General features: G+C 60.9%; 20 protein-coding genes. 9 read left to right on the plus strand and 11 right to left on the minus strand.

The features are described 5' to 3' along the window. Positions 1-19 precede the first annotated feature (19 nt). The 5 genes from ACW9HX_RS06240 to ACW9HX_RS06260 form a co-directional block, all read right to left on the minus strand. Positions 20-1177: a phospholipase D-like domain-containing protein gene (locus tag ACW9HX_RS06240; RefSeq protein ID WP_457379893.1), complete on the minus strand. Its 1158-nt coding sequence runs from the start codon at positions 1175-1177 to the stop codon at positions 20-22. Position 1178: 1 nt separating this feature from the next. Beyond that, positions 1179-1769, minus strand: a complete 591-nt coding sequence (locus ACW9HX_RS06245; RefSeq protein WP_457379894.1) for a YceI family protein — start codon at positions 1767-1769, stop codon at positions 1179-1181. A 69-nt stretch (positions 1770-1838) separates the two neighbouring features. Beyond that, entirely contained in the window at positions 1839-2144 is a 306-nt protein-coding gene (locus ACW9HX_RS06250) for an amidase (protein ID WP_457379895.1), read from the minus strand. Continuing rightward, positions 2141-3220, minus strand: a complete 1080-nt coding sequence (locus ACW9HX_RS06255; protein ID WP_457379896.1) for a serine hydrolase domain-containing protein — start codon at positions 3218-3220, stop codon at positions 2141-2143. Before ACW9HX_RS06255 ends, ACW9HX_RS06250 begins: the two co-directional genes overlap by 4 nt. A gap of 31 nt (positions 3221-3251) precedes the next feature. After that, on the minus strand, positions 3252-4157 hold the full coding sequence (locus tag ACW9HX_RS06260; RefSeq protein WP_457379897.1) for an acyl-CoA dehydrogenase: 906 nt from the start codon (positions 4155-4157) through the stop codon (positions 3252-3254). 153 nt (positions 4158-4310) lie between these two features. On the opposite strand from ACW9HX_RS06260, the gene olsB reads away from it, so the two are divergent. Beyond that, positions 4311-5066, plus strand: a complete 756-nt coding sequence (olsB, locus tag ACW9HX_RS06265; RefSeq protein WP_457379898.1) for an L-ornithine N(alpha)-acyltransferase — start codon at positions 4311-4313, stop codon at positions 5064-5066. After that, on the plus strand, positions 5066-5860 hold the full coding sequence (locus tag ACW9HX_RS06270; protein ID WP_457379899.1) for a lysophospholipid acyltransferase family protein: 795 nt from the start codon (positions 5066-5068) through the stop codon (positions 5858-5860). Before olsB ends, ACW9HX_RS06270 begins: the two co-directional genes overlap by 1 nt. A gap of 14 nt (positions 5861-5874) precedes the next feature. On the opposite strand, the gene ACW9HX_RS06275 is transcribed toward ACW9HX_RS06270, so the two are convergent. Beyond that, positions 5875-6447 carry an acyl carrier protein phosphodiesterase gene (locus ACW9HX_RS06275; RefSeq protein WP_457379900.1) on the minus strand — a complete coding sequence of 191 codons (573 nt, stop codon included), beginning with the start codon at positions 6445-6447 and terminating at the stop codon, positions 5875-5877. 171 nt (positions 6448-6618) lie between these two features. Between ACW9HX_RS06275 and ACW9HX_RS06280 the strand changes: the two genes are divergently transcribed. The 3 genes from ACW9HX_RS06280 to ACW9HX_RS06290 are packed head-to-tail and all read left to right on the plus strand — an operon-like array spanning position 6619 to position 9200. Further along, entirely contained in the window at positions 6619-6921 is a 303-nt protein-coding gene (locus ACW9HX_RS06280; protein WP_007957866.1) for an ArsR/SmtB family transcription factor, read from the plus strand. Positions 6922-6954: 33 nt separating this feature from the next. Further along, complete coding sequence (locus tag ACW9HX_RS06285; protein ID WP_119427271.1) at positions 6955-8118, plus strand: MFS transporter; 1164 nt, start codon at positions 6955-6957, stop codon at positions 8116-8118. 32 nt (positions 8119-8150) lie between these two features. Beyond that, entirely contained in the window at positions 8151-9200 is a 1050-nt protein-coding gene (locus ACW9HX_RS06290) for an alkene reductase (RefSeq protein WP_457379901.1), read from the plus strand. A 251-nt stretch (positions 9201-9451) separates the two neighbouring features. Here the strand turns inward: ACW9HX_RS06290 and emhR are convergent, their stop codons facing one another. Beyond that, complete coding sequence (gene emhR, locus ACW9HX_RS06295; protein WP_457379902.1) at positions 9452-10084, minus strand: efflux system transcriptional repressor EmhR; 633 nt, start codon at positions 10082-10084, stop codon at positions 9452-9454. 267 nt (positions 10085-10351) lie between these two features. On the opposite strand from emhR, the gene emhA reads away from it, so the two are divergent. From emhA to emhC, 3 genes are read left to right on the plus strand one after another with little or no spacing between them, the layout of a single operon-like run. Then, positions 10352-11506: an efflux RND transporter periplasmic adaptor subunit EmhA gene (emhA, locus tag ACW9HX_RS06300; RefSeq protein WP_457379903.1), complete on the plus strand. Its 1155-nt coding sequence runs from the start codon at positions 10352-10354 to the stop codon at positions 11504-11506. Positions 11507-11509: 3 nt separating this feature from the next. Beyond that, positions 11510-14659, plus strand: a complete 3150-nt coding sequence (gene emhB / locus ACW9HX_RS06305; RefSeq protein ID WP_457379904.1) for an efflux RND transporter permease subunit EmhB — start codon at positions 11510-11512, stop codon at positions 14657-14659. Further along, the gene (gene emhC / locus ACW9HX_RS06310) at positions 14656-16116 is read left to right on the plus strand and encodes an efflux RND transporter outer membrane subunit EmhC (protein WP_457379905.1); all 1461 of its coding nucleotides are present in this window, start codon (positions 14656-14658) and stop codon (positions 16114-16116) included. Before emhB ends, emhC begins: the two co-directional genes overlap by 4 nt. A 62-nt stretch (positions 16117-16178) precedes the next feature. Here emhC and ACW9HX_RS06315 read toward each other — a convergent pair whose 3' ends face one another. The 4 genes from ACW9HX_RS06315 to ACW9HX_RS06330 form a co-directional block, all read right to left on the minus strand. After that, on the minus strand, positions 16179-18128 hold the full coding sequence (locus ACW9HX_RS06315; RefSeq protein WP_457379906.1) for a multinuclear nonheme iron-dependent oxidase: 1950 nt from the start codon (positions 18126-18128) through the stop codon (positions 16179-16181). Positions 18129-18143: 15 nt separating this feature from the next. Beyond that, positions 18144-19304 (minus strand): aKG-HExxH-type peptide beta-hydroxylase, encoded by a 1161-nt coding sequence (locus ACW9HX_RS06320; protein WP_457379907.1) that lies wholly within the window; start codon positions 19302-19304, stop codon positions 18144-18146. 15 nt (positions 19305-19319) lie between these two features. Next, positions 19320-19796 carry a GNAT family N-acetyltransferase gene (locus ACW9HX_RS06325; protein WP_457379908.1) on the minus strand — a complete coding sequence of 159 codons (477 nt, stop codon included), beginning with the start codon at positions 19794-19796 and terminating at the stop codon, positions 19320-19322. 99 nt (positions 19797-19895) lie between these two features. Continuing rightward, positions 19896-20156 (minus strand): Os1348 family RiPP precursor, encoded by a 261-nt coding sequence (locus ACW9HX_RS06330; RefSeq protein ID WP_096819482.1) that lies wholly within the window; start codon positions 20154-20156, stop codon positions 19896-19898. 588 nt (positions 20157-20744) lie between these two features. Here ACW9HX_RS06330 and ACW9HX_RS06335 point away from each other — a divergent pair. After that, positions 20745-22004: an OprD family porin gene (locus ACW9HX_RS06335; protein WP_457379909.1), complete on the plus strand. Its 1260-nt coding sequence runs from the start codon at positions 20745-20747 to the stop codon at positions 22002-22004. Positions 22005-22124 lie beyond the last annotated feature (120 nt).

Below are 22124 nucleotides of genomic sequence, written 5' to 3' on the forward strand. Positions count from 1 at the left end.
GGAATGCTCGAAATCAGAGTTATCCGCGTCTGTCGAGCAAGTTGACCACCACCCGATCCACCCATCCCCACACCCGCTGCTTCACCCGCCGCCACAACGGCCGGCGCTGCCATTCCTCCAGACTCACCTGCTGACTCAGGCCGAAGTCCTTCTCGAAACTCGCCACCACCGCTGCCGTCAGTGACGGATCCAGCGCCTCCAGATTCGCTTCAAGGTTGAAGCGCAGGTTCCAGTGATCGAAATTGCACGAACCGATGCTCACCCAATCGTCCACCAGCACCATTTTCAGGTGCAGGAAACACGGCTGGTATTCGAAGATCTTCACTCCGGCCTTGAGCAGGCGCGGGTAGTAGCGATGCCCGGCATAACGCACCGACGGGTGATCGGTGCGCGGCCCGGTCAGCAGCAGGCGCACATCGAGACCACGGGCGGCGGCCTTGCGCAGGGAGCGGCGGATTTTCCAGGTCGGCAGAAAGTACGGCGTCGCCAGCCAGATGCGCTTCTGGCCGCTGTTCAGTGCGCGGAACAGCGATTGCAGAATGTCGCGATGCTGGCGGGCATCGGCGTAAGCCACACGCCCCATGCCCTCGCCCGTGTCGGGCACGCGTGGCAAACGTGGCAGGCCGAAATTCGCGTGGGGTTTCCAGGCTCGACGATGGCGGTTGGCGATCCATTGGCGGTCGAACAGCAACTGCCAGTCGAGCACCAAGGGGCCTGTGATGTGCACCATCACTTCGTGCCATTCGCTGGTGTCGTGGCCCGGTGTCCAGAATTCGTCGGTCACCCCGGTGCCGCCGACCACCGCCAGACGCTGATCGACCAGCAACAGCTTGCGGTGATCGCGATAGAAATTGCCGACCCAGCGCCGCCAGTTCAGACGATTGTAAAAACGCAGTTCAACACCGGCGAGGGTCAGGCGCTGACGCAAGGTCAGGGTGAAGGCGAGGCTGCCGTAATCGTCGAACAGACAACGCACCCGCACGCCCCGCTCGGCTGCCAGCACCAGCGCCTGAACCACGGTTTCGGCACAGGCGCCGGCCTCCACCAGGTACAGCTCCAGTTCGATCTGCTCACGGGCGCGGGCGATTTCCTCCAGCATGCGCGGGAAAAATTGCGGGCCGTCGATCAACAGCTCGAAGCGGTTGCCGTCCCGCCACGGGAACACTGCGCCGCGCATGTCAGCGGGCCGTGAAGATCAGCACCGCACCCACCGGCACCGACAGACTGATGGCTGACAGGCCGGCCATGCTGCGCAGGCGTTCCAGGCCCGGCAGCAGATCGAAATCCTCGGCGTTGATGACCAGCGGCTCCAGCGTCACCACTTGAAAACGTCGGTCATCGAGGCGCGTGGCGAGCAATTCGGCGGGATATTCGTGCTGTTTGCCGTGCAGGTTGACGGTCAGCGGCAGGCGCAATTCAAGCTGCGCGCCGGGGGCCAGATCGTTGATCGGGCGCAGGTCGATTTGCGTGGTGATGGTCGCCTCGGGGAATTGCTCGATCTGGAACAACTCCTTGCGCATGCGCTCGTCGCGCAGCGGGATGCCGCTGTTGATCGAGTCCAGCTCGACCTCGACTTCGGCGCGGCCATCGGGGTCGACCTTGCCGTGCAGCACCAGAAAGCGCTGCACTTCGGACACATTGGCGTTTTTCGTGCTGACGAACGACAGCCGCGACGACTCGCCGTCCAGATACCAGTTGGCCTGGGCCGGCAGCGCAGCAGCGCCCAGCAGCAGGCCGGCGAAGGCGTTGCACAGAGAACGGTTGAACATTGAAGACTCGTGGGGCCGATAAACCTGCACGAACCTTAACTGGCCGTAGCGCTATTGCAAACCGCTAGATCACGGTTGCAGGCGACACCCCTGGCGCTGGCCCTGCCAGTGTGCAGTGTTGCTGCGGCCCATCCCACTGACGGTGATGGTCTTGCTGACGGCGTCATCGTTGAAACTGCCGGTCGGCAACCACTGCTTCACGTAGCCCCGACAATACTCGGCATCGTTGTTCATCACGTAGCGGCAGGAACAATATTCCTTGGCGGTGTAGGCGCTGATGATGTCCGGGAACGCCCACAGATTCTCGCGTTCGTGCCAGCCCCAGCCCAGCAGCAAGACGAGCAGCACCAGCAGGATTCGTCTGAACAACTTCATGGCCGCACCGCCCCAAGCACACGCTTGAGCAATTCGTTGTGGCGATAGCTGCCGTCGCGGTCATCGCCGTAGCGCACGATCACCAGTTTTTCGCTCGGGATCACGTATAGCGCCTGGCCCCAGTGACCGAGAGCGGCGAAGGTGTCGGGTGGCGCGTCGGCCCACGGAGCGGCGGCGCCGTCCACCGGGCGATTGAGCCACCAGTGGCCGCCGGGCACGGCTTCGTCCTGATTCGCCTTGTAGCCGGCGAAGGGTTGGCGGTTGAAGGCGACCCAATCCCTGGGCAGCAACTGTCGGTCGTTCCAGCGTCCGTCCCGCTCCATCAACAGTCCGATTCGCGCCAGGTCCCGGGCCGTCAGATAGGCATAGGAAGAGGCGACGAAAGTGCCCGTGGCATCGGTTTCCCACGTGGCATGACGGATGCCCAAGGGATCGAAAAGCGCTGTCCATGGATAGTCCGGATAACGCTGCGGGCCGACGATGGTTCTCAGTGCCGCCGCCAACAGATTGCTGTCGCCGCTGGAATAGCGGAATGCCTGGCCCGCTGGTGCATAGCTGTCGTGATCGGCGGTGAAGGCGGCCATGTCACGGTGGCCGCGGGTGTAGAGCATCGCCACCACCGAGGATTTCAGCGGGGCGTATTCGTAATCTTCCTGCCAGTCGATGCCCGAGGCCCAGTGCAGCAGATCCTTGATCGTGATGGCCGGGTGTTTTTCCAGCGCCGGGTAAAACGTCACGGCCGGGTCATCGAGCTTGAACAAGCCTTCGCCGTACGCCACACCGAGCACCGTGGCCATGAGGCTTTTGCTGATCGACCAGGTCAGGTGCGGCGTGTCGGCGGTGGTCGCGGCGGCGTAACGTTCGTAGATGAGCTGACCGTCGCGGATCACCAGCAAGGCATCGGTGCGGATGCCCTGGCGGGTGTTGTCATCGCGGTGGGGAAAGGCGTAGGCCTCCAGTGCATCGACGGCCGGGCCGGTGAGTTTCGGGCCGCTCGGCCATTGCTCGGTCGGCCATTGCTCGGCGTGAGACGTGAAGCTGATCAGCAGCAGAAACAGGGACAGGCCTTTGAACATGGTGAGGGCTCTGGGGATGAACCTGACAAGACTAGCCGGCGTTCATGACAGATGTGTTTTGACTTGCTGCCAACGCCTTGGCCAGACGCTTGGCCCGCGCACCTGCGGCCAGTTGCATGACCGATTGATCGCGTTGCCACATCGCCGACCACTCCGGATTGCCGTCGCGCAGTGCCTGATCAACCTCCGGTTTGAGCCCGTCGAACTGCGCAAACAAGCCACCGAGCAACACATGCCCGGCGGGATTGTTCGGCGGCTGGCGGCTCACTTCCGCGCACCCGGCCAATAACGCCAGCAAGCGTAATTGCAGCGGTTGATGCCAACCGCTGTCCTGACCGACGCCGTACAGCCACGCGGTCATCGCACTCAGCACATAGACATCCTCAAGGGTGCGGAACGGTTTGACGTACGCGTCCCAACCGTCCCCGGCGAGCAATTCGCACATTGCATCGTCGAGATACAAGCGGCCATGGCTGACGTCCGGCATCAACGGCAGTGGCGGAAGTTTTTCCACGCGCACACCGGATTCGCCGGGGTACACCACCGCCAGACTCAGGCGCGGCGATTCGCCGGGTTGTTCACTGCGGGCGGCGATCAGCAGCCAGTCCGCCGCATCGCCGGCGGTGACGAAATCCTTTTGCCCGGTGAGGTGCAGATCCGTGAGCCGGGTCTGCATGTCCGCCGGGCGCAGGCTGCGCTGTTCGGTCGCACACAAAGCGCCGAGGCTTGGCGGCGCGCTCGGCCAAAGCATGCGCAACGCGGCCTGATAACCCACCAGAAACGCCAGCCCCGGCGTCGCCATCCGCCGCCCGCCTGCTACCGCCAGTTCGAACGGCGTCACGCTGCCCAGTTGATGCAGCAGCGTGGCGAAACCCTCCGCCAGGTCGGCAACGGCGGGCAGGCGTTCACGGCATTCAAGCAGGGTCGACCAGGTCATCAGAGGCTCCTCGTGGGCTGTCATATAAGCATCACCAAACATTCATGGCGATGACACCGGGGCTACATAGCCTGACTTTGCACAACACAGCTGCATAAAGAAAGTCGATCGGCTGTAACCCACGACGGGTTAAAGGCCCGTACGGAGATTCAAATGACTCAGATCGCCCGCATCAGCGACACCGGCAATGAACGCCGCCTGCAAGCCGAACGCCTGATCGGCGCCGAGGCCCTGCAGCAAGCCCAGGCCTTGCGTTTCAACGTGTTCAGCGGCGAGTTCAACGCCAAGCTGAAAGGCGCGGAACTGGGTCTGGACATGGATGACTATGATGTTCACTGCAGCCACATCGGCGTGCGTGACCTGAACACCGGCCGCCTGGTGGCGACCACCCGCTTGCTCGATCACACCGCCGCCAGCAGCCTGGGCAAGTTCTACAGCGAAGAAGAATTCAGCCTGCACGGCCTCGCCGGTCTGCAAGGCCCGATCCTGGAAATCGGCCGCACCTGCGTCGACCCGGCCTACCGCAACGGCGGCACCATCGCCGTGCTCTGGGGCGAACTGGCCGAAGTCCTGAACCAGGGCGGCTACAGCTACCTGATGGGTTGCGCGAGCATCCCGATGCAGGACGGCGGCGTGCAGGCCCACGCGATCATGCAGCGCCTGCGCGAACGTTACCTGTGCACCGAACACCTGCGCGCCGAGCCGAAGAATCCGCTGCCAAGCCTCGACATTCCGTCGAACGTGATCGCCGAAATGCCACCGCTGCTCAAGGCCTACATGCGCCTGGGCGCGAAGATCTGCGGCGAGCCGTGCTGGGACGAAGACTTCCAGGTCGCCGACGTGTTCATCCTGCTCAAGCGCGACGAACTCTGCCCGCGCTACGCCAAGCACTTCAAGGCGGCCGTGTGATGAGCCGGCTGCGGGTGTACGCGCGGATCGCGCGGGTGCTGCTGGTGGTGACGCTGGGTTTGAGCATGGCCAGTGTCTTCGGGGTTTTCGAGCGATTGGGTCTGGCCCATTCGATGCAACGCCGGCAGCGCTGGTCGCGGTTTTTCATGGCGCGCCTGAGCAATGCCCTGCCCTTTCGCGTGACCGTCCACGGTGAGTTGCCGAAACAATCGATGCTGTGGGTCAGCAATCATGTGTCGTGGACCGATATTCCGCTGCTCGGGATGCTCACGCCGCTGTCGTTTCTGTCCAAGGCCGAAGTGCGCACCTGGCCGGTGGCCGGCTGGCTGGCGGCGAAGGCCGGCAGCCTGTTCATCCGTCGCGGTTCGGGCGACAGCCAGTTGATCCGCAAGCAGATGACCCGTCACCTGCAAACCGATCATCCGCTGCTGATGTTCCCCGAAGGCACCACCACCGACGGCCGCTCGCTGCGTACCTTTCATGGTCGTCTGCTGTCGGCGGCGATTGACTCCGAAGTGATGCTGCAACCGGTAGCGATCCGTTATCTGCGCGATGGCGAAATCGATACGCTAGCACCGTTCATTGGCGACGATGATCTGCTGTCGCACCTGATGCGCCTGTTCAGCAACGATTGCGGCGATGTGGAAGTTCACCTGCTCAAGCCGATCGCCTGCCAGGGTCGGGAACGTGCGGCACTGGCGTACGAAGCCCAGCAAGCGGTGCAGAAAGCGTTGTTCGGCGAGGTGGCCAAACCGGCCGAACCGCGCCGTGCAGGTGAACTGATCGCTGCCTGATCGTCCTCATCTGCCTACAGCTGCCGGCCTGCAAAGTCCTGCAGCTGTGGGTAGAACAAACGAAAGTCGTCGCTGAGCGGTTCATACAGACGCCGCAACTCCTGCATCGCCCCCGCCAGTTCTTCAGGCTTGCTCAGGCGCCGGGAAATCCCGCGCAGCACCTGCTCCAGCACTTCGAATTCCTGATACGAACCCAACCAGTCATTGGCCACCATGTGCGGGGCGATTTTCGCCAGACGCTCGGGCAATTGCTGCTCGCTGGACAGCACTCGGTAGACGTCAGTGGTGAATTGCCCCAGCGGTCGGTCGGCGTACAGCGTCCAGTCCCGGGCCAGGCAATGGTCGAAAAACACGTCGAGGACGATGCCGGCGTAACGGCGTCGGGTCGAGGTAAAACGAGCCAGTGAAGCATCCACCAGCGGGTGGCGATCGGTGAAGACATCGATCTGACGATGCAGGGCAATCGCCGCTTCGATCTCCGGATCAAACTGCCCTTGCAGCCGTCCTTTGACGAAATCGCCATACAGACTGCCGAGCCATTGACCGGGACGCTGGCCACCGAGGTGTAAATGTGCGAGATAGTTCATGGGCGCAGCTTAGCACCGCGCCCACGTTTGTTTACACCTCACATATCGTTATAACCCGATATACCGATTTATGCGGTCGTCAGATCGAATTCATATTGGTATATCGCGAAATACCGATTTAAAGTTCGCCTCATCGCGATATAGCGCTACACACATCACGAGCAACCAGCCATGAACATTGACCTCGACGAAATAATAAAAGCCCTGGCACACCCAGTACGGCGAGACATCCTCAACTGGCTGAAAGACCCGAAAGCCCAGTTTCCGGAACAGATCCACAACCACGAGTACGGCATCTGCGCCGGTCAGATCGATCAACGCTGCGGCCTGTCGCAATCAACTGTCTCCGCTCACCTGGCCACCCTGCAACGCGCCGGTTTGATCAGCAGCCAGAAGGCCGGCCAGTGGCACTTTTTCAAACGCAACGAGGACGTGATCCAGGCGTTCCTCAGCACTCTCAGCAAAGAGCTCTGACCCTTAACGTCAGCCAGCCAAAAGGACCAAACGATGCCCCTCTCGCTCCTCATACTCGCCCTGAGCGCCTTCGCCATCGGCACCACCGAGTTCGTCATCATGGGCCTGCTGCCCGATGTGGCGGCCGACCTCGGTGTGTCGATTCCCGGAGCCGGCTGGCTGGTGACCGGTTACGCCCTGGGCGTGGCGATTGGTGCACCGTTCATGGCAATGGCCACCGCCAAACTGCCGCGCAAGGCTGCACTGGTAGCGTTGATGGGCATCTTCATTATCGGCAACCTGCTCTGCGCCATCGCCACTGACTACGAGGTGCTGATGTTCGCCCGAGTCGTCACCGCCCTCTGCCACGGTGCGTTCTTCGGCATCGGTTCGGTGGTCGCGGCCAACCTGGTGGCGCCGAACAAACGCGCTTCGGCCGTAGCCCTGATGTTCACCGGCCTGACCCTGGCCAACGTGCTGGGCGTGCCGCTGGGCACCGCGCTCGGTCAGGAAGCCGGCTGGCGTTCGACCTTCTGGGCAGTGACCGTGATCGGTGTGATCGCGCTGATCGGCCTGATCCGCTTCCTGCCGGCCAAGCGTGACGAAGAAAAACTCGACATGCGCGCCGAACTGGCCGCGCTCAAAGGCGCCGGGATCTGGCTATCCCTGAGCATGACCGCGCTGTTCGCCGCTTCGGTATTCACCCTGTTCACCTACGTCGCACCGCTGCTGGGCGATGTCACCGGCGTCTCGCCCCGTGGCGTGACCTGGACCCTGATGCTCATCGGCCTGGGCCTGACAGTCGGCAACATTATCGGCGGCAAGATGGCCGACAAAGGCCTGGCCGCGACGCTGATCGGCGTGTTCATCGCCATGGCCGTGACCTCCACCGTCCTGACCTGGACCAGCATCGCGCTGATCCCGACCGAAATCACCCTGTTCCTCTGGGCCACCGCGTGTTTCGCCGCCGTGCCTGCCCTGCAAGTGAACGTCGTGACCTACGGCCAGGCCGCACCGAATCTGGTCTCGACCCTGAACATTGGCGCCTTCAACGTCGGCAACGCCCTCGGCGCCTGGGTTGGCGGCAGCGTCATCGCCCACGGCTACGGCCTGACCAGCGTGCCTCTTGCCGCTGCGGCGCTGGCGATCCTGGCACTGCTGGTAACCCTGATCACATTCCGCCGGAACGGCAATCCCGAGCTGGCAACCGCTAACTGATTCACTCACTTACCTCACGAGGGTTGTATCTCATGGCAACAATTTTCGATCCGATCAAACTGGGCGATCTCGAGCTGTCCAACCGCATCATCATGGCGCCGCTGACCCGCTGCCGCGCCGACGAAGGCCGCGTACCGAACGCGCTGATGGCCGAGTACTACGTACAACGCGCCTCCGCCGGCCTGATTCTCAGCGAAGCCACTTCGGTCACCCCGATGGGCGTTGGCTACCCGGATACCCCGGGCATCTGGTCCAACGACCAGGTGCGCGGCTGGACTAACGTGACCAAGGCTGTACACGCCGCCGGCGGCAAGATCGTCCTGCAACTGTGGCACGTCGGGCGGATTTCCCACCCGTCGTACCTGAATGGCGAAACCCCGGTCGCCCCGAGTGCCATCCAGCCTAAAGGCCACGTCAGCCTGGTTCGCCCACTGGCCGACTACCCGACGCCACGTGCCCTGGAAACCGCTGAAATCGCCGACATCGTCGACGCCTACCGCGTCGGTGCGGAAAACGCCAAAGCCGCCGGTTTCGACGGCGTGGAAATCCACGGCGCCAACGGTTACCTGCTCGACCAGTTCCTGCAAAGCAGCACCAACCAGCGCACCGACAATTACGGCGGCTCCCTGGAAAACCGTGCCCGCCTGCTGTTGGAAGTGACTGACGCGGCGATCGAAGTCTGGGGCGCCGGCCGTGTCGGCGTACACCTGGCACCGCGTGCCGACTCCCACGACATGGGCGACGACAACCTGGCCGAAACCTTCACCTACGTTGCCCGCGAACTGGGCAAGCGCGGCATCGCCTTCATCTGCTCCCGCGAGAAAGAAGGCGCCGACAGCCTTGGCCCACAACTGAAAGAGGCCTTCGGCGGTGCTTATATCGCCAACGAGCGCTTCACCAAGGACAGCGCCAACGCGTGGCTGGCCGAGGGCAAGGCTGACGCCGTGGCATTCGGCATCCCGTTCATTGCCAACCCGGACCTGCCAGCCCGTTTGAAGGCGGATGCGCCGCTGAACCAACCGCACCCGGAAACCTTCTACGGCAAAGGCGCGGTCGGCTACCTCGACTACCCGACGCTGTAAGCCACACCGCAGAAACGCAAAAAGCCCCCGACTCGTGAGAATCGGGGGCTTTTTCATGGGTCGCGGGACAGGTGGGCCGCTCACATTCGTTCACAGGCTCGACACAAAATCCCTACAAAATACGTAGTTCGCTACATATCAACTCGATGGGTTGAGGTATATAAAAGCAATCCACTGCGGCGAGGCGAACGAACAGGGATCTTCATCCGCCTCCTTCGTTGACATAACCTGATCAAAATACGCATTTTGTTTCATTTGCGCAGGCTGGGGCTCCAACGCAGCATATCCAGCCCAGTATCGACCCAGCGCTCGGCTTCGGCATACAGCTCGAAACTGTCCGGGGCCAGCAGCCATTGATACAGGATGCCATCGATAAACGCGTGAATACTGATGGCCGCGCGGGCGGTGTCGAGGTCCTGCGGCAACTGCCCACGATTGACTGCATTACTCAACGTCAGCGCGATCCGCACATTGCAATCGAGGCTGGCCGTCCGACGCTGTTGGCGCAGGTCGCACATTTCATCGGTGAACTCGCACTTATGAAACAGAATTTCGTTGATACGCCGGGTTTTCGGGTCCAGTGCAACTTGTTGAAACAAATGAATCAGCAATTTGCGCATGCAGCCCAACGGGTCTGGCTCGTCCTCGCTTTCGCTGGCCTTGGCCAGCTCATCCAGCGGCTCATGCAGCGTATCGAGCATCGCCTGCAACAGGTCGGCCTTATTGCTGAAGTGCCAGTAGATGGCGCCGCGCGTCACGCCGGCCATCGTCGCGATGTCGGACAGCGTCGTACGCGCTACCCCTCTTTCATAGAAAGCTTTTTCAGCGGCTTCCAGAATCTGGCTTCGAGTTTCCTGAGCTTCCTCTTTGGTACGACGGACCATGGCAGTAAAACCTCAAACAGGATGTTTCAGGGATGGCTGAATATCCGCTGAATAAAAAGGGGTGGATCTCTCGCGGATCGACTCCCCCGGCCTACAATTTCAGACCTTGCGACGACTTTTGTAACCAGGTAGGTACGCGGCAAAGGTATTTACAAACAACCATGAACGTAAGTATATTCCTTAGCAAGCTACTTATCCACCCGGTATCCTTTTTTTACCCTTCCACACTTCTTGTGCGCTTTTCGCGCGCCTGACCCGAGGATCTTCATGCAATTCAAGCCAGCTGTTACCGCTCTGGTCACTGCCGTCGCCCTGGCATCGCTGCTCAGCGGATGTAAAAAGGAAGAGGCGGCTCCCGCCGCACCACCTCCTCAGGTCGGCGTCGTCACCCTGCAACCACAAGCGTTCACCTTGACGTCCGAGCTGCCGGGGCGCACCAGCGCGTTCCGCATCGCTGAAGTCCGTCCGCAGGTCAACGGCATCATTCTCAAGCGTCTCTTCAAGGAAGGCGGCGATGTCAAAGCCGGCCAGCAGCTGTATCAGATCGATCCGTCGGTCTATGAAGCGACCCTGAAAAGCGCCGAAGCCAACCTGCGTTCGACCAAGTCGATCTCCGACCGCTACAAGCAACTGGTCGACGAGCAGGCGGTCAGCCGTCAGGAATACGACACCGCCGTGGCCAACCGCCTGCAATCGGAAGCATCGTTGCAGACCGCTCAGATCAACGTGCGCTACACCAAGGTCTACGCGCCGATCTCCGGGCGTATCGGCCGTTCTTCGGTCACCGAAGGCGCGCTGGTCAGCAGTGGCCAGGCCGATGCAATGGCGACCATCCAGCAACTGGACCCGATCTACGTCGACGTCACTCAGTCTTCGGTCGAATTGCTGGAACTGCGCCGTGAACTGGAAAGCGGCCGCCTGCAGAAAGCCGGCGACAATGCCGCCGCCGTCAAACTGACCCTGGAAGACGGCAGCCAGTACAAGCTCGACGGTAAGCTGGAATTCTCCGAAGTGTCGGTCGACCCGACCACCGGCTCCGTGACCCTGCGTGCCGTGTTCCCGAACCCGGATCACACGCTGTTGCCAGGCATGTTCGTCCGCGCCCAGTTGCAGGCCGGTGTCAACGCCGCCGCCATCCTGGCGCCGCAACAAGGCGTGACCCGTGACCTCAAAGGCACGCCGACCGCACTGGTCGTCGGTGCAGACAACAAGGTTGAACTGCGTCAGCTCAAGGCCAGCCGTACCGTCGGCAGCCAGTGGCTGATCGAAGACGGCCTGAAGGCCGGCGATCGCCTGATCACCGAAGGGCTGCAATTCGTGCGCCCGGGTGTCCAGGTCAACCCGACCGAAGCCACCAACGTAGCCAAGAACCCGGCACCCGCCAAGGCAGCTGACAAAGCCTACGGCGGCAAAGGGGAGTAACTCATGTCGAAATTTTTTATCGACCGTCCGATTTTCGCCTGGGTAATTGCCCTGGTGATCATGCTGGTCGGGGCTCTATCGATCCTCAAGTTGCCGATCAACCAGTACCCGAGCATTGCGCCACCGGCCATTGCGATTTCCGTGACCTACCCAGGTGCTTCGGCACAAACGGTCCAGGACACTGTGGTGCAGGTGATCGAACAACAGCTCAACGGTATCGACAACCTGCGTTATGTGTCCTCGGAAAGTAACTCCGACGGCAGCATGACCATCACCGCGACCTTCGAGCAAGGCACCAACTCCGACACCGCGCAGGTTCAGGTCCAGAACAAGCTGAACCTGGCCACCCCGCTGTTGCCGCAGGAAGTGCAGCAACAGGGTATCCGCGTGACCAAGGCAGTGAAGAACTTCCTGCTGGTGATCGGCGTGGTTTCGCGTGACGGCAGCATGTCCAAGGACGACCTGTCCAACTACATCGTGTCGAACATGCAGGACCCGATTTCGCGGACCGCCGGTGTCGGTGACTTCCAGGTCTTCGGTGCCCAGTACGCGATGCGCATCTGGCTCGACCCGGCCAAGCTGAACAAGTACAACCTGACCCCGGCCGATGTCAGCGCCGCGATCTCGGCCCAGAACGTTCAGGTTTCCTCCGGTCAGCTCGGTGGTCTGCCGGCGCTTCCAGGCCAGCAACTGAACGCCACGATCATTGGCAAGACCCGCCTGCAGACAGCCGAGCAGTTCAAGGCGATCCTGCTGAAGGTTAATCAGGATGGCTCGCAAGTGCGTGTCGGCGACGTCGCCGACGTCGGTCTGGGTGGTGAAAACTCCAGTATCGCGGCTCAGTTCAACGGCAAACCGGCTTCCGGTCTGGCGGTAAAACTGGCCAACGGCGCCAACGCCCTCGACACCGCCAAAGCCCTGCGCAAGACGATTGACGACCTCAAGCCGTTCTTCCCGCAAGGCATGGAAGTGGTGTTCCCCTACGACACCACCCCGGTGGTGACCGAGTCGATCAAGGGTGTGGTTGAAACCCTGGTCGAAGCGATCGTGCTGGTGTTCCTGGTAATGTTCCTGTTCCTGCAGAACTTCCGCGCCACCGTCATCACCACGATGACCGTGCCGGTGGTATTGCTCGGTACATTCGGGATCCTCGCGGCCGCCGGCTTCAGCATCAACACCCTGACCATGTTCGGTATGGTGCTGGCCATCGGTTTGCTGGTGGACGACGCCATCGTCGTGGTGGAGAACGTCGAGCGGGTGATGGCCGAAGAAGGTCTGTCACCGAAGGAAGCGACCAAGAAGTCCATGGGCCAGATCCAGGGCGCCCTGGTCGGTATCGCACTCGTACTGTCGGCGGTACTGCTGCCGATGGCGTTCTTCAGCGGCTCCACCGGTGTGATCTACAAACAGTTCTCGATCACCATCGTTTCGGCCATGGCCCTGTCGGTAATGGTCGCGCTGATTTTCACCCCGGCGCTCTGCGCCACCATGCTCAAGGCGATTCCGAAAGGCGAGCACGGTATGCCGAAACGCGGTTTCTTCGGCTGGTTCAACCGCAACTTCGACCGTAGCGTTCGCAGCTACGAGCGCGGCGTCGGCAACATCCTGCAACGCAAGGCACCGTACCTGTTGGCTTACCTGCTGATTGTGGTCGGCATGATCTGGCTGTTCACCCGCATTCCAACCGCGTTCCTGCCGGAAGAAGACCAGGGCGTTCTCTTCGCCCAGGTGCAGACTCCGGCCGGTTCCAGTGCCGAACGTACTCAAGTCGTCATCGACAATATGCGTTCCTACCTGCTGGAAAAGGAATCCAGTGCGGTTGCCTCGGTGTTCACCGTGAACGGCTTCAACTTCGCCGGTCGCGGCCAGAGTTCCGGTCTGGCGTTCATCATGCTCAAGCCATGGGGCGAGCGTGATGCCAACAACAGCGTATTTGCCTTGGCTCAGCGTGCCCAACAGCACTTCTTCAGCTTCCGTGATGCGATGGTGTTTGCCTTCGCCCCGCCGGCCGTACTGGAGCTGGGTAACGCCACCGGTTTCGACGTGTTCCTGCAAGACCGCGCCGGTATCGGTCACGACAAGTTGATGCAAGCCCGTAACCAGTTCCTCGGCATGGCTGCGCAGAGCAAGGTGCTCTACCAGGTGCGTCCGAACGGTCTGAACGACGAGCCGCAATACCACCTGGAAATCGATGACGAGAAGGCCCGCGCCCTGGGCTTGAGCCTTTCCGACATCAACAGCACCCTGTCGATTTCCTTCGGTAGTAGCTACGTCAACGACTTCATCGACCGCGGTCGGGTAAAGAAGGTTTACGTACAAGGTCAGGCCGGTGCTCGCATGAGCCCTGAAGACCTCAAAAAGTGGTACGTGCGCAACAGCGCGGGCACCATGGTTCCGTTCTCCGCGTTCGCCAAGGGCGAGTGGATCTACGGTTCGCCGAAACTGGCGCGCTACAACGGCGTAGAAGCGATGGAGATCCTCGGTTCTCCGGCGCCGGGCTACTCGACCGGTGAAGCAATGGCCGAAGTCGAAGCGATTGCCAAGAAACTGCCACCGGGTGTCGGTATTTCCTGGACCGGTCTGTCCTACGAGGAACGTCTGTCCGGCTCGCAAGCGCCAGCGCTGTACGCTCTGTCGCTGCTGATGGTGTTCCTGTGTCTGGCGGCGCTGTATGAAAGCTGGTCGATTCCGATCGCGGTCATGCTCGTGGTACCGCTGGGGATCATCGGTGCGCTGATGGCTACCAGCCTGCGCGGTCTGTCGAACGACGTGTACTTCCAGGTGGGTCTGTTGACGACCATCGGTCTTGCGGCTAAAAACGCCATTCTGATCGTCGAGTTCGCCAAAGAGTTGCACGAGCAAGGGCGCAGTCTGCGCGACGCGGCGATCGAAGCCTGCCGCATGCGTCTGCGACCGATCATCATGACCTCGCTGGCCTTCGTCCTCGGTGTAGTACCGTTGGCGATCTCCACAGGCGCAGGCTCGGGCAGTCAACACGCAATCGGTACCGGTGTGATTGGCGGTATGCTCACGGCCACGATCCTGGCGATCTTCTGGGTCCCACTGTTCTTCGTCACTGTGTCGTCCATGGGTCAGCGCAAAATCGCTGGCGAGGATGACACCATAGAAACTCCTAAAGAGGCTGGCCAATGAGCAAGTCGCTACTCTCCATCGCAGTCGCCGCCTTCGTGCTGAGCGGTTGCTCGCTGATACCGGATTATCAGCAGCCTGAAGCACCGGTGGCCGCGCAATTCCCGCAGGGCCCGGCGTACTCGCCGGCCCAGGCACCGGCGCAGGCCGCTGCCGAGCAGGGCTGGAAGCAGTTTTTCCATGACCCTGCCCTGCAACAGCTGATCCAGGTCGCCCTGGAAAACAACCGCGACCTGCGTGTCGCGGCGCTGAACATCGACGCCTACGCGGCTCAGTACCGCATCCAGCGTGCCGACCTGTTCCCGGCGGTCTCGGCCAATGCCAGCGGCAGCCGTCAGCGGGTTCCGGCCCGTGCGTCGCAGACCGGTGAAGCGAACATCACCAGTTCGTACACCGCCACCGTCGGCATCAGCGCCTACGAACTGGACCTGTTCGGTCGGGTTCGCAGCCTGAGCGAACAAGCGCTGCAACAATACTTCGCCACCGAAGAAGCGCGCCGCAGCACCCAGATCAGCCTGGTGGCCAGCGTGGCCAACGCCTATCTGACCTGGCAGGCCGACAAGGAACTGCTCAAGCTCACTCAGGAAACCCTCGGCGCCTTCGAGGAAAGCTACAAGCTGACCAGCCGCAGCAACGAAGTCGGTGTGGCCTCGGCGCTGGACCTGGCGCAGTCGCGCACCTCGGTCGAGAACGCCCGTGCACAACTGGCGCGCTACACCCGCCAGGTGGCCCAGGACGAAAACAGCCTGACCCTGCTGCTCGGCACCGGCGTGCCGGCCAACCTGCAAGCGGCCAAACCGCTGTCGGATGACCTGCTCAGCGATGTGCCGGCCGGTCTGCAGTCGGATCTGCTGCAACGTCGTCCGGACATCCTTCAGGCCGAGTACAACCTGAAGGCGGCCAACGCCAACATCGGCGCGGCCCGTGCAGCGTTCTTCCCGAGCATCAGCCTGACTGCCAACGCAGGCAGCCTGAGCCCGGACCTGTCCGGTCTGTTCAAGGGCGGCTCGGGCACCTGGCTGTTCCAGCCGCAGATCAACCTGCCGATCTTCAACGCCGGCAGCCTGCGCGCCAGCCTCGACTACGCCAAGATCCAGAAAGACATCGGTGTGGCGAACTACGAGAAGTCCATTCAAACGGCCTTCCAGGAAGTCGCCGACGGCCTGGCCGCGCGCCAGACCTACACCGAGCAGTTGCAGGCCCAGCGTGATTTCGTCGCCGCGAACCAGGACTACTACCGTCTGGCCGAGCGTCGCTATCGCATCGGCGTCGACAGCAACCTGACCTTCCTCGATGCCCAGCGTCAGCTGTTCAGCGCCCAACAGGCCCTGATCACCGACCGCCTCGCGCAGTTGACCAGCGCGGTCAACCTGTACAAGGCACTGGGTGGCGGCTGGAATGCGCAAACTGCGCAGAACGAGCCGCTGAAAGAAGAAGCGCCGAAGATGAAGCTGTTCTGACCATCTAGCGATAAACAAAAAGCCCACCATTCGGTGGGCTTTTTGTTGTCTGCACAATGCCTTCAGCCACCGACACCGTTGAGCAGGAACACCGGTTCTTCCAGATAATCGAGCCCCAGGCGGTTTTCGAACATTTCATCGCGCAGAGCCGCCGTGGTGAAACACCCGAGGTTCAGCGCGGTAGCCACCAGGGAAAATGTCTGGCTCAGGTGCCCGGCATCCATCAGCGCCACCCGCAGTGCACGGCTGAACTCGTACTTCCAGGCCAACCGTTCGACCCGCGCGGTGGATACGAACACCGCGGCAGCATCCTTAACCCAGGGCTGTCCGCCGCTGGCCTCGCTGATCCAGGCCCGAGGATCCTCTCGTGACAACAATTCCAGTCCGTGACGGCGCACAGAGTAGTGGTAAAGCCCCCGCTCGAAACCCTGCACATTCATCAGAACCGCGTACACCTCGGTGGCTTGCAGCGAGCCGCCGGAGGGCGAAGTTTTCTTCAGAAAATAGTCGCCCATGCCGTTCGGCTCCATCGCCGTCACGCCCCAGGTGTAATAGAGCAGCAGAGACAATTGCGTCGGGGTCAACGGCCTGCCGCTGAACGCCCGAGACGTACGCCGGGCGCACAGCGAATCCAGCAGCCTCTTTTCGGCGAGTGTCTCGCCGGGCACCATCAACGGGTTTTCCAGGGCAATGAAGGGGTGAGAGTGATAGTCCTTGAAGGATGACGGCTGACGCTGCTGCGAGGCTTTCTGTTCAAGCTCGGCCTCAAGCTCGACGACGCTGACGTAGGGCGTCTGCAAACCGGTGCGAGTGCTGAGGTAAAACTCCAGCGCCGCTTCCCAGCGGGACCAGAGCTTGAGCGGTTGCCTGTGCGCTCTGTCCGGTGGACCTGCGACAGACTGCACAATCCCGTGACTCACCAGCGCCTGCAAAAAAGCCAGATGACTGCCCTGCTCCGGGCTATTCAGAACGCCCGGCAGCATCAGCGCACTCTCAAGCGAATGCGGGGTCATGAAGTGGTTCAACAGCGGCAGCAACGTCAGGCAGAAATCCAGACTCAGGCCCGACTGCCGATCCCGCAGCACAAAGGATGAAGACCCGACACTGAACCACACGTTGTCCCTGAGTTTGAGCAACGAGCCGGGCTCGAGGGCCTGAGTGTCCGGCGCTGGCGGCGGCTCGCGGCCCTGCCAGAACATATCCCTGGGCTTGAGACGCTTGATGTCGCGAATCAGGACCTCCAGTTGCGCATCGTCGGCCCTGTCGGCGATGTCCCATTCCAGCGTCACCGCCCTGACCGGGGACACCGCAAACAGCTGCGTCAACAGGTCCCAATCCCGACGCGGATGCCCGGTGTGGATTTCAATCAACCGATCCAGCGGCAACGAACGCAGATAATCCTTGAAGTCGTAACCCAGCGCTTTGGCGGTGGTGATGGCGCTGTCCAGATCCAGCAGAAACCCCGCACCGCTGCGCTGCACCACGCTTGAAATGAATTCGCCTTCCGACTGCTCGAGGGAGTCAGCCAATGAAAACAGACGTGGCGCGTTTTCCAGCACCAGCGGCGTCGCAGTCAGCGCCTGCAGCTCCAGGGCGTTGGCGACCACCGTGTCGGCCACTTCCGCAGCCAGGGTCGGCAAAATGAAGTGTTGCGTGTCGCCGCCATGAAACCGCGACCAGGAAATGTGCTCGGCCAGCCAGGGTGATCGGGTTCTGTCGCACAGCCGTCGGGTCATCTGCAGAAACTCGCGATCCATTGCGATCCCCACACTGCCGAGAGACAGGCTGGAAGAATGCAGCAGACTGGGCGTCTGCTCCCCGACTTCGAGCAGTCGCGGCTCGAGGATGCTGTGGGTCGGCTGAAACTCCAGGTAATCGAAATACGGCAGACCTTCGGCGAGGATCCGTTCGAGGGCCGGATCGACTGCATGATCCGCAACCCGGTGCCGGGGCAAGTGATACTCCAGCCCTACCCCGGCCTCGGGAAACCGCGAAGCATCGAACATCGTCATGATTGCCTCCCGGGCTCAGGCCGTTGCACCCAATACCGGCGGCGTCGTGGTCAATGGCGCCGCAGCGGCCAGCCGCCCGGCGTATTTGCTCTCCATGGCCCGCACCTCGGCGGCAAGGTTTTCCAGCAACTGGCGCCCGTGGGGCGTGAAATCCTCACTGCCTTGAAGGTCCGGCAAGGCCCGGATCAGCCCCCGCAGAATGAACAGCAGGCGGTTCTGCGCCCGCTGCAATTCCTCGTCGGAACGCGACCGCACCCGTTCCATGTACTTGACCAGCGCGATGTACACGTAAAACGCATGAAAGTAGCCATACAGGTCACGCTTCTGGCCCGACCACGGCAAGCTGAATGACGCCTCCTGCGAAGCATCAGGATCGACGACCGCCGACACCTCGACGACGTGATAAAGCAACTGATGAGTCGCCTCATGCACCAGAGACTCCTCAAGATCGAGGATCGAGTCGTCCCGGCTCGCCAGAAGGATGACGCCGGTGTAGCGCGAAGCCGAACAACTGCGAAAGGAACCGTCCGGCAGGAAGCAAATCGACTTGATCAAAGACTTCATCTGTTCACGGCAGGCCGGCCAGGTGTGCTCGATCCGCAGCAGGGCAATCTTCACCACGTCAGCAAAGAACCGACTGGAAACACCGCCGCGCTCCAGACGCTTGCGGGTCGCCTCGTCTTCCGGGAATTCATAACTGGGCGGCGTGGCCTGCATGATCAGCGGGTCGGCGTCGAACCGGTAGACCGGCGGATCGTTCTGATCCGCGCCCGACTTTCTCCGGGTCTTGACCCGGTCGAGCATGTCGGGAAATTCAAGCAATGTCTTTTCCAGTTCAGCAGTACTCTCTGATTTGCCGACCAGAAAGTGATTGGTTAATCGAAAAGCCTGCCCGGTCCATATCTGAAAAACCGGGTCATTGATAATCGAAGCCTGTTCACGGGGTGGCAGCAATACAAGTTCCACCGCCTGATCGAAAAACACCGAAAACCGCGACTCCCCGGAAAACAACTTGAATAACTCGGCATATAAAACCATGAACGTCGTAAATCGATTGCGACTGACATGCTCAAGTAACATTTCAAACCTGGAATGTCTGGCATCTGCAAGAAATGTGTTTCCTTTAAACAGATCTTCAACTGTCGAATCAAATTCGCCGTGGCTTCCAATATCCATTTTTCAACCATCCTTTCAGGCAGGCGGCAATGGTTTCGCCATGGTCAGACTGGCGATGTCATAGCCCAATTGTTCATAAAGACCACGAGCCGGCAGGTTGCGACCAAACACATGCAGACGCATTTCCTCGCAGTCGTTCTGACGCGCCCAGGTTTCGGCGGCCAGCATCGATTGCCGGGCATGCCCCTGACGACGCTCGCCGGGTTCGATGTAGATATCCAGAATGAAGGCAATCGGCTTCGTGCCAACGTGCCGTCGAGCGATCCACAATTCACCGATGCGTCGCTGGCTGTCCCGGATCACCCAGAGCTGATGGTTTTCAGTCAGCCGCCCCTGGTCCAGCAACTGCGCGAAAGCCTTGGCGGATCGGTGCGAAGCCTCTGCCTGACTCCACTCTCCCGAGGCAACCATGCCCTGGGCGTACTCATCCACCGCCCTTTCGGTGAACGTCAAAAAGTCCGCGTCGTCCATGGGAATCAAGGTGACTGACATACGTCGCTCACTCCCTGTGCAAGCGCTTTGCAATCGAGCCATTTGGCGTGCACAGAACCGGATCGCCGCTCCATGACACGCCAAACAGCCCACCGGGCATTAATCCATCCGTGCCTGAATCTGTTGTTGCTGGTCAAAGATCGCAGCCGTTCCCAGTTTGTCGCGAATACCCGCCCCCGCGGTGCCCAGTTTTGCCACATCAATATTCTTGACGGCGCTCAGTTCGGTTGCGCTCAAATGCACACCAATGCCCTTGGCCGCGCCCTCAGCATCCTTGTGCAACTGTTCCGCAAAGTCCTTATCAATAAGGGCACGACCCACCACCGTCGCGAGACGTTCCTGATTCACTTTTGCAGGCATGTTATCTCTCCTTGTCATCAATAATTAGTCCTCTCGAGAGTGACAATTAACCTCCCTGCCCCTTTCGAGAATTTTGAATATAGCAATGCCTGTTTCCTTTGCCAGTTACAACTCTGCTTCCCGTTAAACCTTTTCACGATAAGCGATAATGCCAATTATCAAGTTGAATCCGCGATGATTGAAAAGTCTTTTATTACAACTATTGCCGTAGGTAATTTCCTACAACTAAAGAAATAAGCACATCCTCAATCGTCATTAATAGAACGCAGCCAGAACAGCTCGTTAATACGAAACATAAACACGGGATTTCATTAAGAATGCGGGGTGGACAGAACATAAGACCATCACCGAATAGCGTTCGATAATCGCACAAAACCCTGTTTGCCCCGATTGAATCCCCGTGCCGATCCCCCTCACCATTGCCTGCACCCACAAAATCAATAAAAACAGGTTCACCCTCATGACCACGCGTCCTCCCCGCTCGGGCTGATCCCGCCCCCTCGTTTCATCAAGTAAGTTTTTTTGTCTGCAACCCCTGGTTGCGGCTACGAGCTGCTGCATCCCAAATAATTAGAGAGACCCGAGCCCATGACACGCTCCATTACACCTTGCGCATTACCCGGCCTGATCGCCCTCGCATTGGCCGGCGCAGCTTTGCCCGCAGCCGCTGAAGAATCGGGTTTCATTGAAGGAGCGAAGGCCGACCTGAACCTGCGCAACTTCTACATCAACCGCAACTTCACCAACCCGACCAAGGCCCAGGGCAAGGCTGAAGAGTGGACGCAGAACTTCATCCTCGACGCCAAGTCCGGTTTCACCCAGGGCACCGTCGGGTTCGGCATGGATGTGCTGGGGTTGTACTCAGTGAAGCTCGATGGCGGCAAAGGCACCGGCGGCACGCAGGCGCTGCCGCTGGACCATGACGGTCGCCCGGCGGACAGCTTTGGCCGCACCAACGTGGCGTTCAAGGCCAAGCTGTCACAGACCGAAATCAAGGTCGGCGAGTGGATGCCGGTGTTGCCGATACTGCGTTCGGATGACGGTCGCTCGCTGCCGCAGACCTTTCGCGGCGGCCAAATCACCTCGAAAGAAATCGACGGTCTGACCCTGTACGGCGGCCAGTTCCGCGCCAACAGCCCGCGTGACGACAGCAGCATGAGCGACATGTCGATGTTCGGCAAAGCGGCGTTCACCTCCGACCGCTTCAACTTTCAGGGCGGCGAATACGCGTTCAATGACAAGCGTACCCAGATCGGCCTGTGGAACGCCGAACTCAAGGACATCTACCGCCAGCAATACGTCAACCTGATCCACAGCCAGCCACTCGGCGACTGGACTCTCGGCGCCAACCTAGGTTTCTTCTACGGCAAGGATGACGGCAGCGCCCGGGCCGGCGAGCTCGACAACAAGACCTGGTCGGGGATGTTCTCCGCCCGATACGGCGGCAACACCTTCTATGTCGGCCTGCAAAAACTCACTGGCGACAGCGCCTGGATGCGAGTCAACGGCACCAGCGGCGGCACCCTCGCCAACGACAGCTACAACTCAAGCTATGACAACGCCCAGGAGCGTTCCTGGCAACTGCGCCACGACTACAACTTCGCCGCCCTCGGCGTTCCCGGCCTGACCCTGATGAACCGCTACATCAGCGGCGACAACGTGCACACCGGCACCATCACCGACGGCAAGGAATGGGGCCGCGAATCGGAACTGGGCTACACCGTGCAGAGCGGCACGCTCAAGAACCTGAACGTGCGGTGGCGCAACTCGACCATGCGCCGCGACTTCAGCAACAACGAGTTCGACGAGAACCGCTTGATCATCAGCTACCCGATCAGCCTGCTCTAGGTCGCGGTGCCACCCGTCAGGATTCATGGCACGTCGCCAGCCGTCCAGTAAAGTGGGAGCACCTGAAGGACTCAGGCGCTCCACCCTTCCCGCTTCCGTTATCTGTTGATGTTGGTCCCC

The sequence above is a fragment of the Pseudomonas sp. SDO52101_S400 genome (assembly GCF_054071635.1).

Excerpts from the sequence above, each read along its gene's own strand:
- ACW9HX_RS06270 (WP_457379899.1), top strand. The coding sequence starts at position 5,066 with ATGAGCCGGCTGCGGGTGTACGCGCGGATCGCGCGGGTGCTGCTGGTG.
- emhC (WP_457379905.1), top strand. The coding sequence starts at position 14,656 with ATGAGCAAGTCGCTACTCTCCATCGCAGTCGCCGCCTTCGTGCTGAGC.
- emhB (WP_457379904.1), top strand. The coding sequence starts at position 11,510 with ATGTCGAAATTTTTTATCGACCGTCCGATTTTCGCCTGGGTAATTGCC.
- ACW9HX_RS06325 (WP_457379908.1), bottom strand. The coding sequence starts at position 19,796 with ATGTCAGTCACCTTGATTCCCATGGACGACGCGGACTTTTTGACGTTC.
- ACW9HX_RS06245 (WP_457379894.1), bottom strand. The coding sequence starts at position 1,769 with ATGTTCAACCGTTCTCTGTGCAACGCCTTCGCCGGCCTGCTGCTGGGC.
- ACW9HX_RS06280 (WP_007957866.1), top strand. The coding sequence starts at position 6,619 with ATGAACATTGACCTCGACGAAATAATAAAAGCCCTGGCACACCCAGTA.
- ACW9HX_RS06330 (WP_096819482.1), bottom strand. The coding sequence starts at position 20,156 with ATGCCTGCAAAAGTGAATCAGGAACGTCTCGCGACGGTGGTGGGTCGT.
- ACW9HX_RS06250 (WP_457379895.1), bottom strand. The coding sequence starts at position 2,144 with ATGAAGTTGTTCAGACGAATCCTGCTGGTGCTGCTCGTCTTGCTGCTG.
- olsB (WP_457379898.1), top strand. The coding sequence starts at position 4,311 with ATGACTCAGATCGCCCGCATCAGCGACACCGGCAATGAACGCCGCCTG.
- ACW9HX_RS06335 (WP_457379909.1), top strand. The coding sequence starts at position 20,745 with ATGACACGCTCCATTACACCTTGCGCATTACCCGGCCTGATCGCCCTC.
- ACW9HX_RS06240 (WP_457379893.1), bottom strand. The coding sequence starts at position 1,177 with ATGCGCGGCGCAGTGTTCCCGTGGCGGGACGGCAACCGCTTCGAGCTG.
- emhR (WP_457379902.1), bottom strand. The coding sequence starts at position 10,084 with ATGGTCCGTCGTACCAAAGAGGAAGCTCAGGAAACTCGAAGCCAGATT.
- emhA (WP_457379903.1), top strand. The coding sequence starts at position 10,352 with ATGCAATTCAAGCCAGCTGTTACCGCTCTGGTCACTGCCGTCGCCCTG.
- ACW9HX_RS06315 (WP_457379906.1), bottom strand. The coding sequence starts at position 18,128 with ATGACGATGTTCGATGCTTCGCGGTTTCCCGAGGCCGGGGTAGGGCTG.
- ACW9HX_RS06275 (WP_457379900.1), bottom strand. The coding sequence starts at position 6,447 with ATGAACTATCTCGCACATTTACACCTCGGTGGCCAGCGTCCCGGTCAA.
- ACW9HX_RS06255 (WP_457379896.1), bottom strand. The coding sequence starts at position 3,220 with ATGTTCAAAGGCCTGTCCCTGTTTCTGCTGCTGATCAGCTTCACGTCT.
- ACW9HX_RS06320 (WP_457379907.1), bottom strand. The coding sequence starts at position 19,304 with ATGGATATTGGAAGCCACGGCGAATTTGATTCGACAGTTGAAGATCTG.
- ACW9HX_RS06290 (WP_457379901.1), top strand. The coding sequence starts at position 8,151 with ATGGCAACAATTTTCGATCCGATCAAACTGGGCGATCTCGAGCTGTCC.
- ACW9HX_RS06260 (WP_457379897.1), bottom strand. The coding sequence starts at position 4,157 with ATGACCTGGTCGACCCTGCTTGAATGCCGTGAACGCCTGCCCGCCGTT.
- ACW9HX_RS06285 (WP_119427271.1), top strand. The coding sequence starts at position 6,955 with ATGCCCCTCTCGCTCCTCATACTCGCCCTGAGCGCCTTCGCCATCGGC.